The sequence below is a fragment of the Mucilaginibacter sp. Mucisp73 genome (assembly GCF_059491465.1).
Genome location: NZ_CP168507.1, coordinates 364,731 through 388,824, shown reverse-complemented (window position 1 = coordinate 388,824; position 24,094 = coordinate 364,731). Strand labels below are relative to the sequence as shown.

Here is a 24,094-nt window from a genome sequence, read left to right as displayed (position 1 = left end):
TAGGTCATTAGTCATTAAGTCATTTTTCTTTGCAACTCGAAAACTTTCCGTTCCCTCAGGGTCTCTCATAGAGGACCCTGAGGTTCGCGCGTTCTAAGCCACCTGCCAGGACGACCTTCATAGCGCAATGGGTCATTGGGTCATTTTTTTGCTTACTACTCGAAAAACTTACGAAGTTTTTGAAACTTCGTAAGTTTGTTATCCCACGAAAGACAGCTACTCTGTACAGTTCGCGATTGCTTCGTACCTCGCAATGACGTGGTGAAAAAGGAATTACTCCTGCACCGCATCAATCCAATTGCCGTCGCCTCTAATAATATTGATGAGCTCATCAAGCGCATTGGCCGAACTGATGTTTTTCTTTATCGCTTCTTTACCACGGTAAAGGGTAATTTTATCAGTACCAGAGCCTACGTAACCGTAATCGGCATCAGCCATTTCACCGGGACCATTTACAATACAGCCCATGATGCCAATCTTTAACCCTTTAAGGTGACTGGTACGACTGCGGATCATTTGGGTAGTAACCATCAGATCGAACAGGGTACGCCCACAGCTTGGGCAGGAGATATATTCCGTTTTAGAAATCCTTGACCGGGTAGCCTGCAAAATACCAAAAGAAGTAGAAGTAATTACCCCGGTAGGCAATTCAGGCGCATCAATCCAGATGCCATCGCCAAAACCATCAACTAATAAAGCGCCGAGGTCAGTAGAGGCGTAGAGTTGGAGCTTAGTTTGTCCATGGTCCATGGACCATGGACTATGGACTTTCTCACTTTCGGACTTCCCGACTTCCGGACTTTCGGACTCAAACAAATAGCTTCTCTTCACAATCACCGGTACATCCAAACCCAACTCTTCCATTTTAAAGAAGAAAGAACGCTGCTCGGCCATGCCATGTAAAGCCTCTGTTTCGAGTACAAACACCAGCGACTTATCCAGCTGGATAGATCCGAAATCTTCCGAATCAATATCAGCAGGTTTCAAACGCACCAGGTTTAGTTTTGATGAACGATCGACATCGCCAATATATTCCCGCAAAGTAAATACCGGGTGACAGTTGGTTTTATCGGCCAATTTAAGCCAGGTGTTATAATTATAAAGCTGTTTTAAGTTACCCGGCAAGGTAAATGAGGGCAATTCATCAGCGAAATAAACAAAATCAACCGATTGCTCGGCCATGTTATATTTATCCAGCAGCGGCGAGTACAGGTAGCCGGCTTCGTTCAGCACTGCCGGATCTTTCAGGTTCTTTTTAGATAAATCGACAACAACCCGCGGCACCAAATGTCCGCCTATAAAAGCGTTGGCCTCGTAGGTTTCGCGTTTTTTATATTCGTAGGGGTTGTGTTTTGAAGGTAAAAGGTCAAAGGTTAAAGGCGAAAGGTTTTTATCTTCCGTAGCTACCTTTCGCCTTTCACCTTTCGCCTTTTCCCTCATGGTGTAACGTCGAACCAGCTCAATAGCAATCGGGGCTTCCGCCTCCGGTTCTTCGGTGAGGGACACGCGCACGGTGTCACCGAGGCCGTCTTCTAATAAAGTGCCAATGCCTACGGCAGATTTGATGCGACCGTCCTCACCATCACCGGCTTCGGTTACGCCAAGGTGCAGCGGATAATTCATTCCTTCGGCAACCATGGTTTCAACCAACAGGCGGTAAGCTTGTACCATTACCTGTGGATTGCTCGATTTCATGGAGATCACGAGGTTATAAAAATTCAACTGCTCGCACATCCGCATAAATTCCATGGCCGATTCAACCATGCCCTGCGGGGTATCGCCGTAGCGGCTCATGATCCTGTCGCTCAGCGAACCATGATTGGTGCCGATGCGCATGGCGGTGCCATACTCCTTACATACTTTTACAAGCGGCGTAAATTTCTGAAAGATGCGTTCCAGTTCGCCCTGGTATTCCAGGTCAGTATAATCTATCTGGTCGAATTTCTTCTTATCGGCGTAGTTGCCGGGGTTTACGCGTACTTTTTCAACTATACGGGCAGCTACCTCGGCAGCATTTGGAGTAAAGTGGATATCAGCAACCAAAGGCACCGTGTAGCCACGGGCGCGAAGCTGCTTTTTTATTTCAGCCAGGTTTTGAGCTTCTTTGATGCTGGGGGCTGTGATGCGCACGTATTCGCAACCAGCATCAACCATGCGGATGGATTGCTCAACCGTACCAATGGTATCCATGGTATCGGTAGTGGTCATGCTTTGGATCCGGATTGGATTATTCCCGCCCATAGGCACGTCGCCAATATTAACCTCGCGGGTAATAAAGCGTGAATATTCGGTTAACGAATTACAATAACGACCGGGCAGCACTTTAACAGCATCAGTATTCATCAATGATGGAAATTAGATCACAAAAATACGAAAGTTGTTTGATGGGAGGAAGTTGTAATGTTTAAAGGCTGTAATGTTTGGGTTAGCGACAAATTCACTTGTTATCAAATCAAAGAATATTCACTAAATTTGATAAATGGCAACTCAATTCATCACCAATCAAAAAGGCAAAAAGACCGCTGTAATTATTCCTATAAGTGAATATGAGGATTTACTACATCAGCACCATGTTAATTTGGAATTGACTGATGAGTATAAAAAAATGATAGACGGAATGCTTGATGAGGAAACAAAAGGCAAAGCCCAATATGTTTCTTTTGAGCACGTTAAGAATCGGTTTATATCATAAATTATTTAAGTCTATTATACGAGTTTCTCCATTCCTTGCTTCTTCCTGACTTTCTTTAATTTTCGCCACAAAGTCTGCGTTATAAATAACTTCGTTTTTACGGTCAACTGCCAAAAGCTTTCCAATTAGCTTTTCTAAGTCAACCTCATCCCCGAACGATTTGAGCGCTTCAAGCACTGTCGTCTTTTTCATCTGATTTAAATTATATAGCTAATATACAGAATTCTGTAAACAAAACACTCACACCAACCTATCCTTAATCACCAGTGTCCCCGCAATCATATCATGTAAACATTGCTGCTGTTTATTAAAAAATGCCATCAGATAACCGATAAAAAAGGTTAATACCGAAAATATTTTAGCCAGGTTACGACCAACTGCTTTGCCAACACTGATGCGGTTGCCGTCCAGATCTACTACTTTTATTTTAAGCATTTGCTTACCATAAGTAGCTTGTTTTATGGAACTTTCCATCACCACATGATAAATAAATTTACCAATGGGGGTAAAAGCAACGATGCCAATAGAGGTATAGATGCGGGCCTGCTTATCTGTAATAAACAGGAATACAGCCATAGCTGCAAGTAGCACAAATACGCCAAACACGATAAACCAGTCAAGCGCCGAAGCCAGCCAGCGCTGGTCAAAACTGCCGTAGTATTGCATGAGTAGTTTAGGCCGGGCAAAGCCGAACAGCTCCCGCAGTTCGGCAATTTCCTGGGCTTCCTTGTAATCCACCATATCATCCGTTTTAACAAAATCGCCGGGTTTGATGCCACGGGTTTTGAGCTCGGGAACGGTAAAAGGGCCTTCGGGTTTACCGTTGATAACTAATATGTAGGATTGGGACATGGGTACAAACTTGCTGTTTTAATGTTAGAAAGTTGAAAGGTTGGAAAGTTACAAACACAACTCCGAATCACAATTATTTCAACCTTGCAATTCATTGGGGCAAGCGAGGGAAAGTCTCCCCTCTCAGGGGGAGATTATTCACGATGTTATTTCTGTTTTTGAGTTCATGAAGGCTTCGCCGTTTAGAGGGGGCTCAAATATTCCTTCCACCAATCAGAATTATAGGCACCTTTTACTTCGGTTGGTTCGCCGGGCTTGGGTACAAATAGATCGATGTGTTTTTGTTTTGCCATCGGGATTAACCATTCAACAGGTTCATACCAGGCATGCGGAGCCAGGTTAAACGTACCGTAATGGATCGGCATCATCAGTTTGCCTTTCAGATCAAGATGCGCATTTGAAGCATTATCCGGCCCCATATGAATATCCGGCCAAAATTTTCCGTAGGCCCCTATCTCCAGCATGGTTAAATCAAACGGACCAAAAGCCTTCCCTATCGCTTTAAATTCGGGCGAGTAACCCGAATCAGCACCAAAATATATATTATGCTGCGGACCTTTGATCACGAATGATGACCAAAGTGTTTCATTCCGTCCGGTAATTCCCCTGCCCGAAAAATGGCGTGAGGGTGTTGCCGTAAGTACAATTTCATTGCCAATCATGGCGCTATCGCCCCAATCCATTTCCGTGATAAAGTTGGCAGCCATTCCCCAGCGGGTTAAATATTGCGCTACTCCTATCGAACAGAAAAAAGGGATGTTCTTATCCGCAAAAAACTTAATGGTAGCCTTATCCAGATGGTCGTAATGATCGTGCGACTGGATCACGGCATCCAGCGGAGGCAGATCATCCAAAGCTATCGGCGGCTGAAAAAAACGCTTCGGCCCAAATGATTGCGAAAACGAAACCCTCTCGCTCCAAACCGGGTCGGTAAGGATGCGTTTGCCATCAATTTCAATCAGGATGCTGGAATGACCAACCCAGGTAATGCGCAAACCCGATGCTGGCGGAGTACCGTAAACCGATAGATCTGTTTTAAAAGGGCCTAAAGTTTTCTTAGGCGTATTTTCGGCCTTGTTGTTCATGTACTCCCTTAAAATGGGAATCATTTTACCAAAGCCGGCTTCATCGGTAGGTATGGTATTGAGATATTTTCGTCCTTTTTTTCGCGATGCGGGTAAACTCATAACAGCAATTATAGTACTAATATCAGGTATGATATAACTAACGTAAAAAAGTTACGATTGGTTGAAACAGCTCAACCTTTATTTACTTAAGAATGATATTGCCGTATTACAAAACTCAACAAGCGGGGCCGGCAAAGCGTCGCCGGTAAAAGGATGTTCGCCGCCAAAAGTATGATCTGCGCCTTTTTGCACTACATATTCTGCTGCCGGATTAGCTTCATGCAATTGCAGGGAATGGCTTACAGGTACCGTAGGATCGGCATCACCATGAACGATGAGCCATGGCTGTTTTATTAAACCTGCCTGCCTGATGATATCCATCCTGAGCGGGTGACTGTCCAGGTCATCAAGCAAGGTTGATTTAACAGGCATTTGCTGCCCGGTACGTTTATTTTCAAAGTAAAAAACGCTCTGCAAACGCCATTGCTGTTCTATTTGCTTAGGCCACAGGTTGCGGAAACCGGATATCGAGGCCATAGTTACCAGCTTTTTAATCCGGCTATCTTCAACAGTTTTGATAATGCTTACGCCTCCGCCCATGCTGTGCCCAATGAGGTATACACCATTAGTCATAGGCATACTTGCCCCGCTACATGCAAAATCAATGATGGTATCCAAATCTTCCAGTTCAATAGAGACGGTATTATCGGCAAAGGCCGTCAGATCAGCAAAATCTAAGGGATTGGCGGGCGTTGTGCCATTATGCGAGAAGTTAAATTTCAGGAAACGAAAACCCTTTTCGGCAAAGTACCGGGCTAACAGATCATGCGAGCCCCAATCTTTAAACCCTTTAAAGCCATGCGCAAAAACTACCAGCGGCGTATTTTTAAAAACATCTTCGTAGGTAACATCGATAAGCATTGGCCGCCCTTTAGCGCCGGGAAGGGTAAAATTATCTTTCCTGATCATGGAGGCTAATTTAGTATTAAAGGCCGAAAATATTATTGAAATAAATCAGTGCAACTGAGCCGAAGCCTTATTTTCCCTTCAGGCTTTTCGCAGATTTTATTTAAACCTGAAAAGCAAAATCATCAAAACAGTTATATTAAATTTGAATATATCAGATTGCAGTCAATATGCGCTATACCGAATATCGTCCTAACGGCATACTAAAAGATTTCATACAATGTTATTTTGTGTGCGAAACAGATATTCCTGTTATGACTGATGACAAGGTGTTTGCTACCGGCGCTATTGAGATCTTATTCAACCTGGGAGCGGATGGCCCTCAGCAAATAAAAAATGGAGACCTGGTAACCAGCCCCGACATTCAATTGTGGGGACAAACTATACAGCCATTTACTTTTACCTCTTACGGTAGGCACTGTATGTTTGGGATCCGCTTTTTCACCCATACCGCTGCCTGCTTTTTTAATGAGCAGATAGAAGAATTTAATGACCGGGTCATTGATTTCACAGAGCTGGGGGGAAAGGAAGCTGCTTTGTTACATTTGAGATTAATGGAGGCCAAAACGCCGGACCTGAGAATAGATTTAGTGGAAGAATTTCTGATGAAAAGGTTGTTAGCATCAGGGCCTAAATTCAGCAGGCTAAAGCTGGTTAACAACATCATGCTTGACTTAAGCCGAGCGGATTTTCTGGAGAATATCAATACAGTGGCAGCTAAATACGGTCTTTCCTCCCGGTACCTTCAGAAAATATTTTTAAACTATTCCGGGCTGAGCCCGAACTTGTACACTAAAATAGCACGGTTTCAAAAAAGCCTTTACCGGGTTGCCGAAAACAAACTATCGCTCACCTCTATCGCTTATGAGTGCGGGTACTTTGATCAGTCGCATTTTATAAAGGATTTTAAATTCTTTACCGGGTCGCCCCCTTCCCGGTTTTCGCCCGAAAGCTCAACCGATTTTTCTGCCGCGCTCAATAATTAAGCTGTTCCGATTTTTACAATTTTGGTCCATTTTAAGGATATAGTTTCGCTTTAGTTATTCATTCAATATTTAAAGGATCATGAAACAAAAAACCTTAACTGCAGCAATTATATGCCTGTGTCTTTTCTTAACGTACAAAAGCGGCATCGCCCAGGCAAATAATCCCGGCTTACAGCAGATCAAAAGCTCAATTCAAAAAATAAATACACTTTATTATGAGCTGTTTGCAAAAAGTGACGCCTCAATCATAAACTTGTATACTGATGATGCCATATTATTGGCGCCAAATATGCTGCCTGTCAATGGCAAAAAGGCACTGAAAAAGGATTTCGAGGATACCTTTGTTGCAGGAAAAGTGAAAGGGGTTAAATTCCAAACGGGCAATATCTATGGCGATGGTAAAGCGTACATTACCGAAGAAGGCACCTGGCAGGTTTTTGACCCAAATGGTAAAGTTCTTGATGATGGGAAGTATTTAAAATTGTGGAAACTCACGAAAGCCGGCTGGAAAATATTCAGGGATTCATTCAACAGCAACCACAAAATTTGATACAAGCGGTAACATCATAATTCCCCGTCCCTCAGGGTCCTCTGCGAGAGACCCTGAGGGGACGATATTTAACAAAAAAGCGTCATTGCGAGTAACCATCAGGGAAGCCCTGAAAAAAAATGAAATGACATGCATTGCAATGAGAAGTAAGATATTTGTCTTGAACATCGGGCAAACTACACACCCCGTATAACCCTTGGGGCCTTTAAGAGCCCGCTTGCGAGTTTGGGACTGTCGCTTTTTGCAAAAAACATTATAGGGAACCACCAGTTCTGACCAACTGGTGGTTTACCGCGCTTTTAAGCTTAGACTTTTTAAAGCGGCAGAGTTTGCCCTGTTTTTAAAAATATGGGCAAAGCTAAACAAAACAAAAAGAAGAAGGGGGCAGGAACTCCTGCAGGTTCAAAAAAGATGGAACGATTTGGGATTCTTTACCCCAGATCAGCCGGTATCGATGTAGGGAGTATGCTCATGGTCGTATCTTACACTGATTCCAGGGATCAGATCCACCTGAAACAGTTTGACAGTTTTACCTCCAGTCTTAATAAACTGGCCGACTTGTTACAGGGGGAAAAGGTGGAGATCGTAACGATGGAATCAACCGCCAACTATTGGATGCCCCTGCATAGTATCCTTGAGTCCCGGGGCATAAAGGTGGTGATGATCAACCCAAGCCATTATCGGAATGTATCGGCACGAAAAACGGATATTAATGATGCGCAGTGGTTACATAAGCTGCTTACCCATGGCCTTTTACGCGAATCACATATTGCGCCGGCCTTTTACCAGGACCTGCGGCAATCAGATCTGCCAGGACCAGAAAAGCGATACACTCAACCGTATCCAAAACACCCTGACCAAAATGAATATCAAGTTCCAGCACCTGATCAGCGATATTGAAGGTGTATGCGGCATGAAGCTTTTGCGGATGATCTGCTCAGGGATCTCAGATTCCGAAAAACTGCTTTGTAGCATCGATCATAAACGGCTAAAAGCAAGTCAGCAGGAATTGCTCCATTCTCTTGAAGGAGACTACCGGGACAGCCGGATCAATACACTCAGGGGCAGCCTAAAGGCATACGACTTTTTTAAAGAGCAGATGCTTTATTATGAGCAGCACATCGAACAAACGCTTAAACTATTGGCACCGGAGATAAAAAGCTCAAAGAAGCAGAGCATGGTCCGCAAGAATCAATATCATATCAACTTAAAAGATTACCTAATAGCCATATTAGGCGTAGACCTGACAGCAGTGGAAGGCCTGGATGAGATCGGCCTGCTAACGATACTGGCAGTAACAGGGCCCGATATGAGCAAATGGCCTACCGCAGGCCATTTTACAAGCTGGTTAAACCTGTCACCCCGTCCTAAAATAACAGGAGGCAAGCTGGTAGGCTATGAAAAACGGATCACACACAACCCGGCTACCCAGGCTTTCAGGCTTGCGGCAAACTGCCTATGGCAAAGCAAGGGCCCGTTAGGACAGCAATACCGAAAATTAGCTGCAACCAAAGGAAAGGCTAAAGCTATTAAAGCAGTGGCCAGGAAAATAGCCGTGATATTCTATAATATGATACTCAAACAACAGGCTTACGATAGCAGTAAAGTTCAGCAGGATATCGAATTACAAAAGGCAAGAAAGATCAGCCGTCTGCAAAAAGAAGCTCAAAAACTTGGTCTTACTCTCCAAAATGCAGCTTGATTATGAATGTCTTACAGGCACGTCATTATAAGGTACGAAGCAATCCCGAACTATACAGAGCGAACCTGCCAATAGGGGATTGCTTCGTACCTCGCAATGACGCTTCTTATTATACTTTTTAAAACTATTCCCCTACACCCTCTTCCCATTAAAAGTAATGTTATACAAATCTGTGCGCCTGTCTTTAATATTCTGCACGCTGCCATACTCATGCAGCTCATCCAGCAATGAAAGGTCAACATCGGCAATAACAATCATTTCGGTGTTAGGCGTAGCTTCAGATTGGATCCCGTTAGTCGGAAAGCCAAAATCTGAAGGTGTAAACACCGCCGATTGTGCATAGCTGATACCCATATTATTTACATTAGGCAGGTTACCAACGCAGCCGGCGATAGCCACATAGCATTCGTTTTCAACGGCGCGTGCCTGGGCGCAAAATTTAACCCGGTTATAGCCATTCTGGGTGTCGGTAAGGAAGGGAACAAACAAGATCTGCATATCCTGACCGGCCAAAATGCGTGACAGTTCCGGAAACTCTACATCATAACAAATCAGGATGCCAACTTTGCCGCAATCGGTATCAAAAACTTTCACCTCATCGCCGCCGCGCATTCCCCATGAGCTAATCTCGGCCGGGGTTGGGTGAATTTTATATACCTCCTCCATACTGCCGTTACGCCTGAACAGGTAGGACACATTATACAGCGATTCCTCAAAAATATAAGGCATACTGCCTGCTATAATGTTCACATTATAGGAAACCGCAAGTTTTGAAAATTCCTCAATAATGGGCTGGGTATATTTAGCCAGTTCACGCATGGCCTTGGCCGAATCCATGTGGTTATAATCGGCCATGAGCGGTGTATTGAACAGCTCGGGGAACAGGATAAAATCGGCCTGGTAATCGCTCACCGCATCAACAAAATATTCGGCGTGTTTCATCAGTTCGCTGATGTTACTGTACGAACGCATCTGCCATTGTACCAACCCAATACGTACTACTGTTTTATGATTGATAACATCACTTACTTCCTCGTAATACACGTTGTTCCACTCAATAAGTGTAGCAAAACCTTTTGAGCGGCTATCCTCGGGCAGGTAATTCCGCAACACCTTGCGCACGTGAAAATCGTTAGATAACTGGAACGATAAAGTAGGGTCGTAGATCTCCTTATATTTTACTTTATCAATATACTGACGGGGGGTAAGCTCGTTCTGAAATTTCTGATAATTGGGGATACGCCCGCCGGCAATAATACTTTTCAGGTTCAGTTTTTCGCAAAGGGCCTTGCGGGCATCGTACAACCTCCGTGCAAGTCGCAAGCCGCGATATTTAGGATGGATAAACACATCAATACCGTACAGTACATCCCCTTTGTCATTATGGGTTTTAAAGGTACTGTCGCCGGTAATTTGCTTGTAGGTGTGATTGTCGCCAAATTTTTGGTAATCGACTATAATAGCCAGTGCACAGCCAACAACCGTATCGTTAACGGTAATGCAGATCTGCCCTTCGGGGAATATTTTGATGAGCCGACGGATTGAATTGGCATCCCAATAGTCCTCGTCCATATCCATATAGGCCGATTTCATTGACTTTTTTAGCTCCTGGTAGTCCTGTACTTCCAGGTTGCGCATTTCAATACTTTGCAGATCCATATTTTTATTTTGCTTCGATAGCAACAGCCAAACGCTGTTTTGGTTTAAGCTTTTTTAGTATCGGTTGTATGCCACCAGGCCCAGTAGATCAGCACAAACTGCAGGAATAGGCGCAGCCATGCTAAAAAAGGTGTAACCGTTATGGAATTTAACTTCATTGGCGCTTTAAATGCCATGCTCACGTGGATCTGCAAAAAGGCAATCAACATTAAAACAATTCCCCAGGCAGCCCAGTACCGTGTTTTAGTTGGTATAAGTAACAAACCTAATGAAATTTCGGCAATCCCGGCAAGGAGGTTAACAGTCTCAGGGTAAAGCAGGTTATTGGGCATTACGGCATAATAGAAGTCAGGATCACGGAAGTGATTGAGGCCTGCAAGCACGTAAAACGCCACGAGTATCACCAGGCTTATTTTTTTATACTTATCCATGTTTTAATTTACAAATATTTTGTGATACGTATTGTAAAACAGTTTAAATACTGCAAAACAAGCCGTTTTTGCAATTTATAACCATTCCAAATAAGCCTGTTTGACAAAGTGTTGACATTGGATGTGCCGAATAGTGATACTTTTGTTCGGTCAAATTTTAAAACTGCTTTGAAGTATCTAAAGGTAATAGCTTTTACGCACAAACAGATTGAACTGAAGGAATTGGGTAGATTGGTGGTTTGCCAGGAAAATCTGACAGATAAACTTGCACAGGTTAAAAAGCAGTTCAATATCCCGGAGATCTTCTACCTGGCTACCTGTAACCGTGTGGAATTTGTAATGACAACCCCACAATCTGTTGACAAAGATTTTGCCAAAAAATTCATAGAAGCCTTTAACACAGAGCTTTGCCATGATTCACTGAGTACTTTTATGGATAGCGCGTCTATTTATGAAGACCAGGAAGCCATGGTGCACCTATTGCGCACTTCATGTTCGCTGGAGAGTTTGATCGTAGGCGAAAAGGAAATCCTGGCCCAGTTACGCAAAGCATATGAACATTGCAAAGAGGCCGGCCTAACCGGCGATGCCATGCGCATGATCATGAACTGCGTGGTAAAAACAGCCAAGGAAGTTTATACGCATACCAACATCTCCAAAAACCCAATCTCGGTAGTATCGCTGGCTTACCGCAAGCTTAAAGACCTTAATCTTTGTTCAAATGCCCGTGTATTGATCATCGGCGCAGGCGAAACTAACCGTAACATTTCCAAATATCTTCAAAAACATAAATTTTCAAACTTCGCGGTATTTAACCGTACCGTGGCCAATGCCAAAAAATTAGCTGCCGATTTGGGCGGTGAAGCGTTTGACCTCGAAGCTTTGAAAACCTATAAAAAAGGTTTTGATGCCATTATCACCTGCACATCGGCAGTTGAGCCAATCATCACCACCGAAATTTACCAATCGCTGCTCAACGGCGAAACCGGCAGGAAAACCATTGTCGATCTTGCCATCCCTAACGATACCGCTCCCGAAGTACTGGAGCAATTCCCGGTTAACTTTATCGAAGTGCACTCGCTTAACGAAGTTGCCAAAAAGAACCTGCAGGAACGTTACCACGAACTGGTACACGCCGAAGCTATCATTGAGCAAAACATTGCCGAATTTGTACAGCAGCTTAAACAGCGCCGTATTGAAGTAGCTATGCGCCAGGTACCTGAAAAAATCAAAGAGATCCGCAATACCGCCATTAACTCCGTTTTTGCAGATGAAGTACAGGGCCTGGATGAGCAATCGCGCGAGATCCTGGAAAAGGTGATCAACTACATGGAGAAAAAATATATCAGCGTACCCATGGTTATGGCGAAAGATATATTGATCAATGAAAACTAAAACCGTCTGAATCAGAATTTGCAGAATTTGAGGATTGACAAAATGCTTGCTTTTGTCTGAACTCAAATTTATGGAATTAAAGAATTACCAGAATATTTTCTGATACTGATCTCCTATAGCTACAACTACTGGTCGAAGTTTCCCGTTCCCTCAGGGTCTCTATCCCTGGTCGAAGTTTAGCGATAGCGTAACTTCGTCCTAAAATGAGTTAAGCTTTCGGCTTAACCTATATTGCCTCGCCGTTGTTGGTGTTGTCACCAACAACTCCTTACCCGGCGACTGCCTATCCCATAAGTAACGAAAGATTTCGGTAATTTACAAGAACCTATGGTTAGGAAAGGTTGTTGGTGACAACACCAACAACGGCACGGGTATTTTCTGATACTTTTTATCTCTGGTCGAAATTCTGTCTTATCATCCCCTTAACACCTGCTCCAAATCGTCCTTAAAACTCCTCCCTATCGGGATTTCATGCCCATTCAAAGTAATCCTGTTACTCTCCAAACGCGTTATCTTATTAACAGATATAATAAAGGATTTATGTACCCGCACAAAACGTTTCTGCGGAAAAATATCCAGCATAGCTTTAATGGAACCCTTTAACAGGATCTTTTCTTTGCTTGTATAAATGATAGCATAATCTTTTAAGCCCTGGATGTGCGTAACCTCATTAAAGTAAAGCTTAATGCGCTGTACACCGCTTTTAACAAAAACAAAATCGATGCTTTCACTCGCCGGCAGGTCATCTGCATGATCATACTGTGCTTTCAGGGCCAGGAACTCCCTTATCTTGTCAATGGCCTGTTCGAAACGCTTAAATGATATCGGTTTCAGCAAAAAATCAATTACGCCCAGTTCATAGCCTTCAAAGGCATAGTTGCGGTAGGCTGTGGTAAAAACAGTCAGTGGGGGTTCTGGCAGTAATTTCAGAAATTGGATCCCTGTCATTTCCGGCATCTCTATATCCAGCAGCAATACATCAGCGTGGTGATCTTTTAAATGATGTAAAGCATCGGCCGCATTGCTGAACAAAAACACCGAATGCACATGATCAATCCTTTTCAGGTAACCATCCAATATTTCAAGCGCGAGTGGCTCATCATCTACTACCACAAATTTCAGCATCGCTTCCATATTAATCCGTCCTTATAACTCAATCAGCAGTTTAACCCAAAAAGCATCTTTTCTATCTTCCAGTTGCAGTGTATACCTGGCCGGATAAAGCAAGTTGAGGCGCTTTCGCAAATTGTCGAGCCCTATCCCTCCCTTACTATTATTAACTACCGATACTGGTTTGGCATTTTCAATAATTACCTCCAGCGTTGGCTGCTCCAGGCTGATATTCACCTTTAGCCAGCCGCTTTTAGTTTGCCTGCCCAGTCCGTGTTTAAAAGCATTTTCAACCAGGGGCAGCAACAGCAGCGGGGCAATTTCATGTCCGCTCAAGTCCGCGTTAATATTCAGGTCAATGGCAGCCTCGCCGCTAAACCTCAGCCGTTCCAGCTCCATATAGTTATTGAGATAGCTGATCTCTTTTTCCAATGGCACTTTTTCGCCGGTACTATCATACAGCATATATTCCATCATTTCTGATAGCTTCAGTACCACATCCGGTGCGAGTTCTGATTTTTTAAGCGTTAGTGCGTAGAGGTTATTCAGGACATTAAACAGAAAATGCGGGTTTACCTGTGCACGCAGAAAATTAACTTCGGCGTTCAGCTTTTCTACGGTGATTTTCTGAATGACTAACTGCTGCCCATACCAGTCCATACTTAATTTGAGCGCCAGCATCAACCCCAGGTACCACAACGTGCTAAAAAAGTTGTAGGATAATGACTCCAGCAGGTTACTGTTGCGCATGGGGCCTACTACGTAGCCATACAGGTAAAAATCAAACAGGCTTTGAGCGGCCAAATACCCAATTACCGACAAGGTAATTGCTGTAAAATAACCAAGGTACCGCTTCTTTAACAGGTACCGCGGCAAAAAATATTGCAGGTTAAGATAGGCTATAATGATAAGCAGCACAATGCGACCGGCCACGCAGGCTACAAAGTAAGGCATGCTGGCTTTATATATGAGATACCTTTTCTCATAAATGAAAAAGCCGGTGATCAGTACCCAGTAAGCACTATGCATCAGGGCATGCCTTAAGGTAGTACTGCGTTTTAAAAACGGCAGCGAGATTGGTTTATCCAGCGCATCCATTTTAGTGTTTCGTTATCATTAAGTATAAAAGAAACCAAAAGCATCCGGCCTGCAAAATTATATCGACAAACTGCACAAATAGTAGAGGAAGGTAAGGATAAAAAAGCTGATATCTATTATTCCGGTTGTTGGTCTACTAATTTTCTGCCTGATTTTCAATCCGTTTAATATTGCACTAACAAACAACCGAAGATTTCATTTAAAACTTATGATCATGAAACACATCAAATTCCATCATGCGTTTATAGGATTATTTACGCTGATCACCCTAAGCTTCACCGCATTGGGTTTCACCAACAAATTCGGGCTGGATGGTTACGAGATCTATCTAAACAACAAGCTTATCCTAAAGCAATATGTGAACCAGCCGGTAAGTTTAAGGGTGCTGAAACTGGATAAAGCAAATGAAGGCGACGAGCTGCGCATTAAGTATACCCACTGCCGGATGAAAGGCCCGGGCACCGGCCGCAGCCTTACCCTACAGGATGAAAAAGGAAACACACTGAAGAAATGGGCTTTTGCTGATGCCTCGGATTTTGCTATGACAGTGCCGGTGAAAGAACTCTTACAGTTGGAAAAGAAAAACAGTAATCATGAACTCAGCTTGCATTATGCTTCACACGAGCTGCCTAATGGTGAAATGCTGGCCATGCTGCGGTAAGACGATTGTGAGAAACAAACACCTGTTCCCATCAGGGTCTGACCCTGAGGCTCGCTGAAACATCGAATCAGCATGGTGTATACATCAGGGTCCTCTACGAGAGACCCTGATGAGAAGGTAGTCTCACAATAATCTTCCTGATCATTCTGTCCTCAAACTTTTTACAGGGTTCGCCAGCGCGGCTTTTAACGCTTTGTAACCTACCGTGAACCAGCCTATCAATAACGAAGTTGTAATGGCTGCCATAAAAACCCATAAGCCCGGCGAAATACGATAGGCGAAAGTTTGCAGCCATCCGTTCATCAGGTACCAGGCAAGGGGCGCGCCAATCATAAATGCCACCACGATAAGAGCTAAAAATTCCTTTGAAAACAGGTACACAATGCTGCTTACTGATGCGCCTAAAATCTTTCGGATCCCTACCTCTCTTGTGCGCTGTACCGCCATAAACGATACCAGGCCGTATAAGCCAAGGCAGGAGATAAAAATGGCGATGAGCGCAAATACTTTATAGATCAGTTCGAGCTGGTTTTCCTGTTCGTAAAATTTGGCAATGCTATCGTCAACAAAAAAGCCGGTGTAGGCATATTCGGGATATTTCTTTTCCCAGGCACTTTGCACCAATGCTGCCGTTTTTGCAAGTCTCCGGCTTTCAATTTTTACCGCTATTTGCTGTTCCGATTGTTTTGAGGGGAACATCACCAGCGGTTTAACTTCCTCGCGCATGGAGTTTGTTTTAAAGTCGGCAACAACACCTGCTATGGGCAGGTTTCCGTAACTATCAAAGGTAAGGGTTTTGCCCAAAGCATCATTTGCACGTTTAATACCCAATTTGCGTATAAAAGTTTCATTAACCACCAGTTCGCGCGCGGTATCGCTGGGTTCATAGCTTTTGCCTGCTATAAACCTGAGGCCAAAAGTTTTAAAGTAATCGGCGTCGACAACTTTCATGAAAATATCAAAGCCAGGATCTTTATCTGAATGATTGAAGTAGAAATTGCTTGAATTATTATGCGATGACGATGGCGCGTCGGCCGAAAAACTGGCTGCCTTTACACCCTGCAAGGTAAGCACCTGCTGTTTAAAGCTGTTCATTCGTGATAAACCGATGCTATCGGCAGGGCATGGTATGGCCAATACGGCTTCTTTATTAAACCCGAGGTCGGCATTGTTTACAAAATCCATTTGTTTAACGGCGATAGCTGTTCCGATAATCAGCAACTGTGAAATGGTAAACTGGGTAACTACCAGCACACGGCGGAGCGATATACCACCAACAGCTGCCGAATTAATCTTATTTTTCAACGCCTCAACAGGTTTAAATCCCGATACGATAATTGCCGGATATACTCCTGAAAGCAGTATCACTGCAACTATTACACAGGCCAGGCAAAGCAATATGCCGGGATTGAACAAACCAATGGTATCCGGAACGCTGGCGATATGTTTGAGTAACGGTAAAGCTATTTCGGCTATGCAAATTGCAAGGCCGGCCGAAATTAGTACGATAATGGCCGTTTCGCAAATTACCAGGCCTACCAATTGCCCGCGGCTGCTGCCCAGCACTTTGCGGATGCCTACCTCTTTGGAACGGCCAACGGATTGCGCGGTTGAAAGGTTAATGAAATTGATGGATGCCATAACGATGATCAGCACCGCGATAAGCGACAAGGTACGCAGCGTGGACTTGCCGGTTACATGATCGCCCAGCGTGCCGCCAAAACTGGCGTCAAAATGGATTGCCGATAAGGGCTGCGCTACAGCATATCTTTTCCTGGCAGCGCGTTTACTATCACTATTAAATTGTTTTTCGGAAAAACTAAGCATTTGACTTTCGATGCTGCTTTGCAATACATTTGCAGGAAATTTTATATATACCTGGCAATCGCTACTGGTTTCATCCCAGGTATATGCGTAATGGTAGCTTTTGGGGTTCTTCTTCCAGGTGATGTACGAAATCAACACTTTAAACGGCAGGTCGGTATTTGGAGGTAAATCCTGTATCACACCAGCAACCTTCAGCGTTAGCAGGTTGTCCATCCTCAGTGTTTTTCCTACGGCCAACTGCCAGTTACCAAAATATTTTATGGCACTGCTTTTATCAATCACCACCATATTAGGCTCTTTTATAGCTGATGCACTACCGGCAAGCCAGGTTGCTGAAAAAATATCGAAAAGCTGAGGTTCGGCAAACATTATGCCGGTGTTCTCAACAAACTTTTTATCGCCGGCGGCGTTCCCGTTAGCCGCCGGGGCTACGATCTGGCTGCCATAAATGGCATTGATACCTGCAATGGTAGCCTGTGGGAAATAAAGACGAAAAGCATCTACAGCGGGTGTTGAGATCCCGGCACTATACCTGATATTGCCTTCCCTGTCTTTTTTGGTAACGATGCGATAAGTGCTTTTATAACCGGGTTGATAGGTATCAAAGCTCAACTCATATTGAACAACTACAAATATCAGCAGGCAGGCCGCAATGCCCACCGCCAGCCCGGCTACATTAATGGCCGAGTAACTTTTGTGACGGGTGATATTACGCCACGCGATCTTAAAATAATTTTTGAACATATAGTTGCGGTTTAATTTCCGGGAAGGCCACATAATTGTGGTTTCATGCTTCGAAATTACCCCTGCAAACTGGATGTGTCGTCTTAAGTTATAACTTGGGAACTCTTTTTGGGCCACGTTTTTATATTCCGCCGGACTTTTACCTGTCATTTGTTTAAAAATGCGGTTAAAGGAGGATTTTGAATTAAACCCCGACTCCAGTGCTATGCCAAGCAGGGTTATATGGCCAAAAGCGGGGTCCCGCATTCTCCGGATCACTTCCGCAACGCGGTATTCATTGATAAAATCGTTAAAGTTTTTCTTGAGTGCTACATTGATGATCCGGGATAGCTCATGAACGGTGAGGCCCAATTTTTCGGCAAGCGAAGTCAAATTCAGTTCGGCATCCTGGTAATACCGGTTAGTCTCCATAGCCTTCCTGAGCCAGGTTCCCTTTTGCCTGAGATCCGCCGAAACCGGTGCTTTCAAAACCGGGGAGGCCTGCTCGGTAACCGAGGCTCCCGGTTTTGAATGAACTGTTGTCGCTATCCAAATCATCATTCCCGCTAACAGCAAATACAAGGGATAGTACACGTGGGTTCCTAACCAGTGGAAATAAAAAAAATCTGCAACGGCATATGGCAGCCATAATAACCATAAAAAACCAAAGGCTTTGATTAACCGCGCCAGCCAGCGCATTTGGTTGCGGTAGCGGTCATTTACGTGATTGAATTTCAACTGTTGATAATAGCTTTCAATCAGCCTGAAAGAAATATACAAATAGGCAACTACAGAAATGAATACTGCCATATTCAGTACCAGACCCGTTTGCTGAAAGACAGGTGTGTGGTAAGTTGCCACGCCGGTGCTGATGCTTTGCCCAATCTCCAATACAAAAATGCCCTGTTGCAGCAACAAGGGGATGAAGTGCGGCAGATCCGTACCACGTAATTTATATCCCGGCCGGGTTATCTTAAGTACATAAAAATAAATGAACGGACCCAGTGCCAGCGAAAATTGAAGCGGCAGCCGGCTCCAATGCGGGAAGTAAGTACCCAGCCCAATGCTTTCTCCCAACACCCGGGCCATCCATAAAACAATGGTCAGCATTGCTAAGGCAAGCAAGCGGTTTGCACTCCGATTAATATTTTTGGTAAACCATAACAGCAGGCTAAAAGTAAGCCCGATAAATATCGTTGCCAAAAAAGCAAGGTCGTAAGGGGTGATATGGAAAATGTATGCGGTCAAGTTGCACTATTGCTTCAAAGGTTATTCCATCTTTATAACTTATTGAAATATAGTGATTACATTTTCATAAAACACAACTATTGTAATGAAAGCGGACGTTGGGTTGTACGGATTTGAACCGTTGTATTTGAAATCGGCCGGCAATAGCCCGTGACGAAGCGTAGCTTCTTCATATACAGAGAACGCACAAACTAAGCATTCCTGCTTTAACCAATGGTGGCAGTACTTTGTCACCAACCAATTCAAACAGCTGCGCCGATTTAAAAAACTCTCAAAAACGATAAAAATCAACTCAAAAAATCAGCTCCTATATTCAACAATCATGAAACACCAAATAAACACGCCTTAAAGTTTTAAGTGTTGATTATCAGTAATTTATCAATGTTTCGCATAAAAATATAAAATACTGATTATCAAGCGATAATGCCATTAATACGTTTTCACCGTTTCACTCTTAAAAAATGGAACATAGCTATTTTTAAAGAAAAGAGGCGGCGGAGTTTTTTCATTTTTTTTGGAATCAAAGAATTGGGACACCCGCTTTGTTACAAAGTTACGTCCGCTGCTGCAAGGCTGTGCGCTGTGGCAAATATGTTAAGTATGTGATATGTGGGGGAAATTTGTTCAACTATCTAAACCCACACATTACAGTCATTTTGTTGCAATTAACAATAATTCATTAAGTTGTTGTACCTTATCATCGGCATAAAAAATTAAATTTGCAGCTGCAAACATTCATTCTTTTGGACAGAAAACTGATTATAGGAACCCGTGGCAGTGAATTGGCTTTATGGCAGGCCAATTTCGTTAAAGACAGCCTTGCTGCCATTAACATTACCGCCGAGTTAAAGATCATTAAAACCCAGGGCGACCGGATCTTGAACCTCAGTTTTGACAAACTGGAGGGTAAAGGCTTTTTTACCAAAGAATTAGAAGAAGAGTTAATAGCCGGCACTATTGATATTGCCGTGCATTCACATAAGGACCTGCCTACCGAAAATCCTCCGGGACTCATCATCGCAGCAGTTTCAGAACGGGAAGACCCGGCTGAACTGTTGTTGATCCTGAAAGACTGTGTCGATGTTCATCAAAAGCTATCTGTTAAATATGGTGCTATTGTTGGCACCTCGTCAAACCGGCGCAAAGCCCAGCTCCTGGCCCACCGTCCCGATCTTGAAATTGAAGAACTTCGCGGTAACGTGCCTACCCGTATTGGTAAGCTGCACGATGAAAAATATGATGCCATTATGCTGGCTAAAGCCGGTGTTACCCGTTTAGGCCTCGACCTGAGCGAGTTTCATGTGGAAGAGATAACCCCGGTTGAACTGATCCCGGCCCCGGCACAGGGCGCGCTGGCTATCCAGATCCGTGAAACTGATCATGAGCTTTTTGAAGCACTACAGGCATTACACCATACTGATGTGGCCGAAGAGCTGGCTGTTGAACGTACCGTATTGAAATTATTTGGTGGCGGCTGCCACCTGCCTTTAGGCTGCTACTGCCGCAAGGAAGATGGCCTTTTCCAGGTGTTTACCTCTAAAGCTAACGAAGGCGATGAGTTTCCGGACAGGTTGTTTTTAGAAGCGCCAACTACCGAAGGTTTGGCCGAAAAGGTAGTAGCCAAGTTTGCAAAAGACCGTAAGCACCCGTCAAGTGTATTTATTTCGCGCGAGCTTGGTGAACAAAGCTATTTCCGCAAAGCGCTTGAAAAACATGGCATTGCAATAGAAGACCGTTCGCTCATCCGTACGGTGCCCGTGATCACCCGCTTTGACTCGTATATATTGAAAAATATCGACTGGGTATTCTTCTCCAGCAAAAACGCTGTTGAATACTTTTTCCAGTTGAACCCACAGTTCCCTAAAAAGGTAAAATTTGGGGTAATGGGTAGCGGCAGCGAAGAAATGCTGCGCCGCAAAGGTCACTTTACCGACTATGTTGGCGAAGGTACAGATACCGCCGAGGTAGCCGAAGAATTTGCCAAACTGGCAAACGGAAAAATAGTGCTGTTTCCGGGAGCTGAAAGTCCGATGAGGAGTATCCAGCAAGGCTTATCTGCCGATACCAAAATCATCGACCTGCCGGTTTACGAAACCGTTTTGGAAGAAGACGTAGAAGCCAGCGGCGCCGATGTGTTGGTGTTTACCAGTCCATCTAACGTGGAAGCCTACTTTGCCGATAATCTGCTCGACCCATACCAAAAGGTAGTGGCCATAGGTAAATCAACCGGCAAAAAATTTGACGAAATGGGTGTAAAATACACGCTCCCCTACTCGCCCGACGAAGTTGGGCTGGCAGAGGCAGTGTTTGGATTATAGGTTAGTTCATAGTTGATGGTTCATAGATCATAGCTATCTGTAAATCGTCAATGTGAGCTATAAACAATAATTGGCAATAGTTGCTGGAATTACCATGAACCATCAACTATGAACCATGAACTAAAAGTTATGTTACAACGACCAAGAAGGAACCGCAAAAGTGAAGTGATCCGCCAGATGGTGCAGGAAACGCATGTTAGCGCTGCTAACCTGATTTTCCCGCTATTTATCATCGACGGCGTAAACCAGAAAAGTGAAGTGGCATCGATGCCGGGCATCTTCCGTTATTCTATCGATAACCTGCTGCGCGAAATTGAAAGCTGCCTTAAACTGGGCCTTAATTCTTTCGACCTGTTCCCTAATATTGCCGAAGAGCTGAAGGACAAATTTGCTACGGAAAGCTACCGCGACGAGAGTTTGTATCTGCGCGCTATCCGGGAGGTAAAAAAGAACTTCCCTGAAGCCTGCGTTATAACCGACGTTGCCATGGACCCCTACAGCAGTGATGGCCATGATGGTATTGTAGAAAATGGCGTGATCCTCAACGATGAAACGCTTGATGTTTTGGGTAAAATGGCTTTGGCACATGCACAGTCAGGCGCCGATATCATTGCCCCTTCGGATATGATGGACGGTCGCGTGGGTTACATCCGCAATGTATTGGACGATAATGGTTTTACCAATGTGTCTATCATGTCGTACTCGGCTAAATATGCGAGTGCATTTTATGGCCCGTTCAGGGATGCATTGAACTCGGCACCTAAGTTCGGCGATAAAAAAACTTACCAGATGAACCCCGCCAACCAGCGCGAAGCCTTGATTGAGGCCGAACTGGATGAACTGGAAGGCGCCGACTTTTTGATGGTAAAACCGGCCCTGCCCTATCTTGACGTTATTAAACTGATAAAAGATAATACCGAATTGCCTGTTGCGGCCTACAACGTAAGCGGCGAATATGCCATGATCAAAGCTGCTATACAACGTGGTTGGCTAAACGAGCAGCGTGCCATCACCGAGGTGCTTACCAGTATCCGCCGTGCCGGTGCAACTGCTATTTTAACCTACCATGCCAAAGAGGTTTTGGAGAATAAGTGGCTGTAGGTTTTGAGGTGAAAGGGAAAAGGTTAAAGGCGAAAGGTAGAGGCTAAGCACTATCACCACCACCGTCATGCCGAATCTATTTCGGCATCCCTCAGGACAGGTAGCCGCTTTGCTTAGCATGATTGCTTAGCGAGTGGGGTGCTGAAACAAGTTCAGCATGACTGTGATTTTAATTATTTAAGAAAGGCCTTAGGCCCTATAACTTGATAACAGCTTTAAGCCTTTGGCTTTCTGCTTTAAGCTTATAAATAAAAATGTTCGATTCAATAAAAAAGATGTTTTCTGCAGAGGATGAACCGGTAAATACTACGGGCAAGCCCGATATCAGTCGCGAAAAATCGGCTGAACTTTATGCTAAGGCGCAAACGTATTTTCCGGGTGGGGTTAACTCACCGGTAAGGGCTTTCAAGTCTGTTTATGGCACGCCGCTGTTTATTCAAAAGGGCGATGGGAGCCATATCTGGGATGCCGACGGTAACGAATTTATCGATTACTGCTGCTCATGGGGACCACTTATTCTGGGACATAACAATGCTAAAGTAAGGGAAAAAGTTACCGAGGTAATGCAAAACGGTATGAGCTTTGGCGCACCTACCGCATTGGAAAATGAACTGGCAGAACTGATCCTGAAAAACAACAAGTTTATTGAAAAGATCCGTTTTGTAAGCTCAGGCACCGAAGCCGTAATGTCGGCCATCAGGTTAGCAAGGGGTTATACCAACCGCGATAAGATCCTGAAATTTGAAGGCTGCTATCACGGGCATGCTGATGCTTTATTGGTAAAAGCTGGTTCGGGTCTGGTTACCTTTGGTGAGACTTCATCGGCCGGCGTGCCTAAATCAGTCGCTGATGAAACCATAGTAGTAGCACTTAACGATAAGGAAGCATTAGCTAAAGCTTTTGAAGAATTTAAAGACCAGATTGCCGCGGTAATCATTGAGCCGGTACCGGCAAATAACGGTTTGCTGCTACAGGAAAAAGAATACCTGCAATACCTGCGCGACATCTGTACGCAAAACGGCACCATGCTGATATTTGATGAGGTGATCTCCGGTTTCCGCGTTGGCTTTGAAGGTGCTGCCGGTTATTACCAAATCAAACCAGATATCATCACTTACGGTAAAATTATCGGTGGCGGTATGCCGGTTGGCGCTTATGGATCATCGGCAGCAATCATGAGCAATATCTCGCCGGAAGGTTCGGTTTACCAGGCGGGTACCTTATCAGGCAACCCGGTTGCTATGGGTGCCGGTATCGCCCAGCTTAGTGAGCTTTTACGCATGGGCTTTTACCGCGACCTGAACAATAAAACAGAGGAGTTCGTAGAAGCCATTCAGCGTTTTGCTACCGCCCGCAATTATAAGTTTAAGGTGTTTGGCATAGGCTCCATATTTTGGTTTGCTTTTACAGATAAAGAGTATATTCGTAAAGCCGAAGATATTGATTCGTCAAGCATGGAAAAATTCAAAAAGTTCCACCGCGAATTGTTAAACAGGGGCATTTATTTAGGCCCGTCGGGGTATGAGGTTGGCTTTATATCATCAGCCCATACCAAAACAGACCTGGAGAAAACAAAACGTGCTATATTTGATAGTTTGGATTTAGTATTTAACGGTAAATAACCCCACCCAACCCTCCCCAAAGGGGG

The 24,094-nt window shown here is 44.2% G+C and carries 20 protein-coding genes; 10 read left to right on the top strand and 10 right to left on the bottom strand.

Annotated elements, in window-relative coordinates; translation table 11 throughout:
• Window positions 1-273 precede the first annotated feature (273 nt).
• On the bottom strand, window positions 274-2,343 hold the full coding sequence (gene ispG, locus ACEN82_RS01700) for a (E)-4-hydroxy-3-methylbut-2-enyl-diphosphate synthase (protein ID WP_413321710.1): 2,070 nt from the start codon (window positions 2,341-2,343) through the stop codon (window positions 274-276).
• Between the two features lie 136 nt (window positions 2,344-2,479).
• On the opposite strand from ispG, the gene ACEN82_RS01695 reads away from it, so the two are divergent.
• Window positions 2,480-2,692, top strand: a complete 213-nt coding sequence (locus ACEN82_RS01695) for a hypothetical protein (protein ID WP_413321711.1) — start codon at window positions 2,480-2,482, stop codon at window positions 2,690-2,692.
• Here the strand turns inward: ACEN82_RS01695 and ACEN82_RS01690 are convergent.
• The 4 genes from ACEN82_RS01690 to ACEN82_RS01675 all read right to left on the bottom strand — a co-directional run bounded on the left by ACEN82_RS01690 (window position 2,687) and on the right by ACEN82_RS01675 (window position 5,640).
• Window positions 2,687-2,884 (bottom strand): DUF2683 family protein, encoded by a 198-nt coding sequence (locus tag ACEN82_RS01690; RefSeq protein ID WP_413321712.1) that lies wholly within the window; start codon window positions 2,882-2,884, stop codon window positions 2,687-2,689. The two genes, ACEN82_RS01695 and ACEN82_RS01690, sit on opposite strands and share 6 nt — an antisense overlap.
• Before the next feature lie 48 nt (window positions 2,885-2,932).
• Complete coding sequence (locus tag ACEN82_RS01685; RefSeq protein ID WP_413321713.1) at window positions 2,933-3,544, bottom strand: RDD family protein; 612 nt, start codon at window positions 3,542-3,544, stop codon at window positions 2,933-2,935.
• 182 nt (window positions 3,545-3,726) lie between these two features.
• Window positions 3,727-4,731, bottom strand: coding sequence for an MBL fold metallo-hydrolase (locus ACEN82_RS01680; RefSeq protein WP_413321714.1), 1,005 nt, complete (start codon window positions 4,729-4,731; stop codon window positions 3,727-3,729).
• A gap of 78 nt (window positions 4,732-4,809) precedes the next feature.
• Window positions 4,810-5,640, bottom strand: coding sequence for an alpha/beta hydrolase family protein (locus ACEN82_RS01675; RefSeq protein ID WP_413321715.1), 831 nt, complete (start codon window positions 5,638-5,640; stop codon window positions 4,810-4,812).
• Window positions 5,641-5,807: 167 nt separating this feature from the next.
• Between ACEN82_RS01675 and ACEN82_RS01670 the strand changes: the two genes are divergently transcribed.
• The 4 genes from ACEN82_RS01670 to ACEN82_RS01655 all read left to right on the top strand — a co-directional run bounded on the left by ACEN82_RS01670 (window position 5,808) and on the right by ACEN82_RS01655 (window position 8,875).
• A complete protein-coding gene (locus tag ACEN82_RS01670) occupies window positions 5,808-6,623 on the top strand; it encodes a DUF6597 domain-containing transcriptional factor (RefSeq protein ID WP_413321716.1) in 816 nt (271 codons plus the stop codon).
• A gap of 79 nt (window positions 6,624-6,702) precedes the next feature.
• Window positions 6,703-7,173: a YybH family protein gene (locus ACEN82_RS01665; RefSeq protein ID WP_413321717.1), complete on the top strand. Its 471-nt coding sequence runs from the start codon at window positions 6,703-6,705 to the stop codon at window positions 7,171-7,173.
• Between the two features lie 348 nt (window positions 7,174-7,521).
• Window positions 7,522-8,073, top strand: a complete 552-nt coding sequence (locus ACEN82_RS01660) for an IS110 family transposase (protein WP_495644063.1) — start codon at window positions 7,522-7,524, stop codon at window positions 8,071-8,073.
• Complete coding sequence (locus ACEN82_RS01655) at window positions 8,036-8,875, top strand: transposase (RefSeq protein ID WP_495644062.1); 840 nt, start codon at window positions 8,036-8,038, stop codon at window positions 8,873-8,875. Before ACEN82_RS01660 ends, ACEN82_RS01655 begins: the two co-directional genes overlap by 38 nt.
• Window positions 8,876-9,007: 132 nt before the next feature.
• Here the strand turns inward: ACEN82_RS01655 and ACEN82_RS01650 are convergent, their stop codons facing one another.
• A complete protein-coding gene (locus tag ACEN82_RS01650; RefSeq protein WP_091165564.1) occupies window positions 9,008-10,534 on the bottom strand; it encodes a carbon-nitrogen hydrolase family protein in 1,527 nt (508 codons plus the stop codon).
• A 44-nt stretch (window positions 10,535-10,578) separates the two neighbouring features.
• Entirely contained in the window at window positions 10,579-10,965 is a 387-nt protein-coding gene (locus tag ACEN82_RS01645) for a DoxX family protein (RefSeq protein WP_413323175.1), read from the bottom strand.
• A gap of 168 nt (window positions 10,966-11,133) precedes the next feature.
• On the opposite strand from ACEN82_RS01645, the gene hemA reads away from it, so the two are divergent.
• A complete protein-coding gene (hemA, locus tag ACEN82_RS01640) occupies window positions 11,134-12,360 on the top strand; it encodes a glutamyl-tRNA reductase (protein WP_413323176.1) in 1,227 nt (408 codons plus the stop codon).
• Window positions 12,361-12,774: 414 nt separating this feature from the next.
• On the opposite strand, the gene ACEN82_RS01635 is transcribed toward hemA, so the two are convergent.
• Both ACEN82_RS01635 and ACEN82_RS01630 read right to left on the bottom strand, forming a co-directional pair.
• A complete protein-coding gene (locus ACEN82_RS01635; RefSeq protein WP_413323177.1) occupies window positions 12,775-13,494 on the bottom strand; it encodes a LytR/AlgR family response regulator transcription factor in 720 nt (239 codons plus the stop codon).
• Window positions 13,495-13,506: 12 nt separating this feature from the next.
• On the bottom strand, window positions 13,507-14,568 hold the full coding sequence (locus ACEN82_RS01630) for a sensor histidine kinase (RefSeq protein WP_413322927.1): 1,062 nt from the start codon (window positions 14,566-14,568) through the stop codon (window positions 13,507-13,509).
• Window positions 14,569-14,782: 214 nt separating this feature from the next.
• Here ACEN82_RS01630 and ACEN82_RS01625 point away from each other — a divergent pair, with 214 nt between their 5' ends.
• The gene (locus ACEN82_RS01625) at window positions 14,783-15,229 is read left to right on the top strand and encodes a hypothetical protein (protein ID WP_413322928.1); all 447 of its coding nucleotides are present in this window, start codon (window positions 14,783-14,785) and stop codon (window positions 15,227-15,229) included.
• Between the two features lie 141 nt (window positions 15,230-15,370).
• Here ACEN82_RS01625 and ACEN82_RS01620 read toward each other — a convergent pair whose 3' ends face one another.
• Window positions 15,371-19,027, bottom strand: coding sequence for an ABC transporter permease (locus ACEN82_RS01620; RefSeq protein ID WP_413322929.1), 3,657 nt, complete (start codon window positions 19,025-19,027; stop codon window positions 15,371-15,373).
• Window positions 19,028-19,770: 743 nt separating this feature from the next.
• Between ACEN82_RS01620 and hemC the strand changes: the two genes are divergently transcribed.
• The 3 genes from hemC to hemL all read left to right on the top strand — a co-directional run bounded on the left by hemC (window position 19,771) and on the right by hemL (window position 24,068).
• Window positions 19,771-21,345: a hydroxymethylbilane synthase gene (gene hemC, locus ACEN82_RS01615; protein WP_413322930.1), complete on the top strand. Its 1,575-nt coding sequence runs from the start codon at window positions 19,771-19,773 to the stop codon at window positions 21,343-21,345.
• 129 nt (window positions 21,346-21,474) lie between these two features.
• The gene (gene hemB / locus ACEN82_RS01610) at window positions 21,475-22,446 is read left to right on the top strand and encodes a porphobilinogen synthase (RefSeq protein ID WP_121233467.1); all 972 of its coding nucleotides are present in this window, start codon (window positions 21,475-21,477) and stop codon (window positions 22,444-22,446) included.
• Between the two features lie 254 nt (window positions 22,447-22,700).
• Window positions 22,701-24,068 (top strand): glutamate-1-semialdehyde 2,1-aminomutase, encoded by a 1,368-nt coding sequence (gene hemL, locus ACEN82_RS01605; RefSeq protein WP_413322931.1) that lies wholly within the window; start codon window positions 22,701-22,703, stop codon window positions 24,066-24,068.
• Window positions 24,069-24,094: the final 26 nt, after the last annotated feature.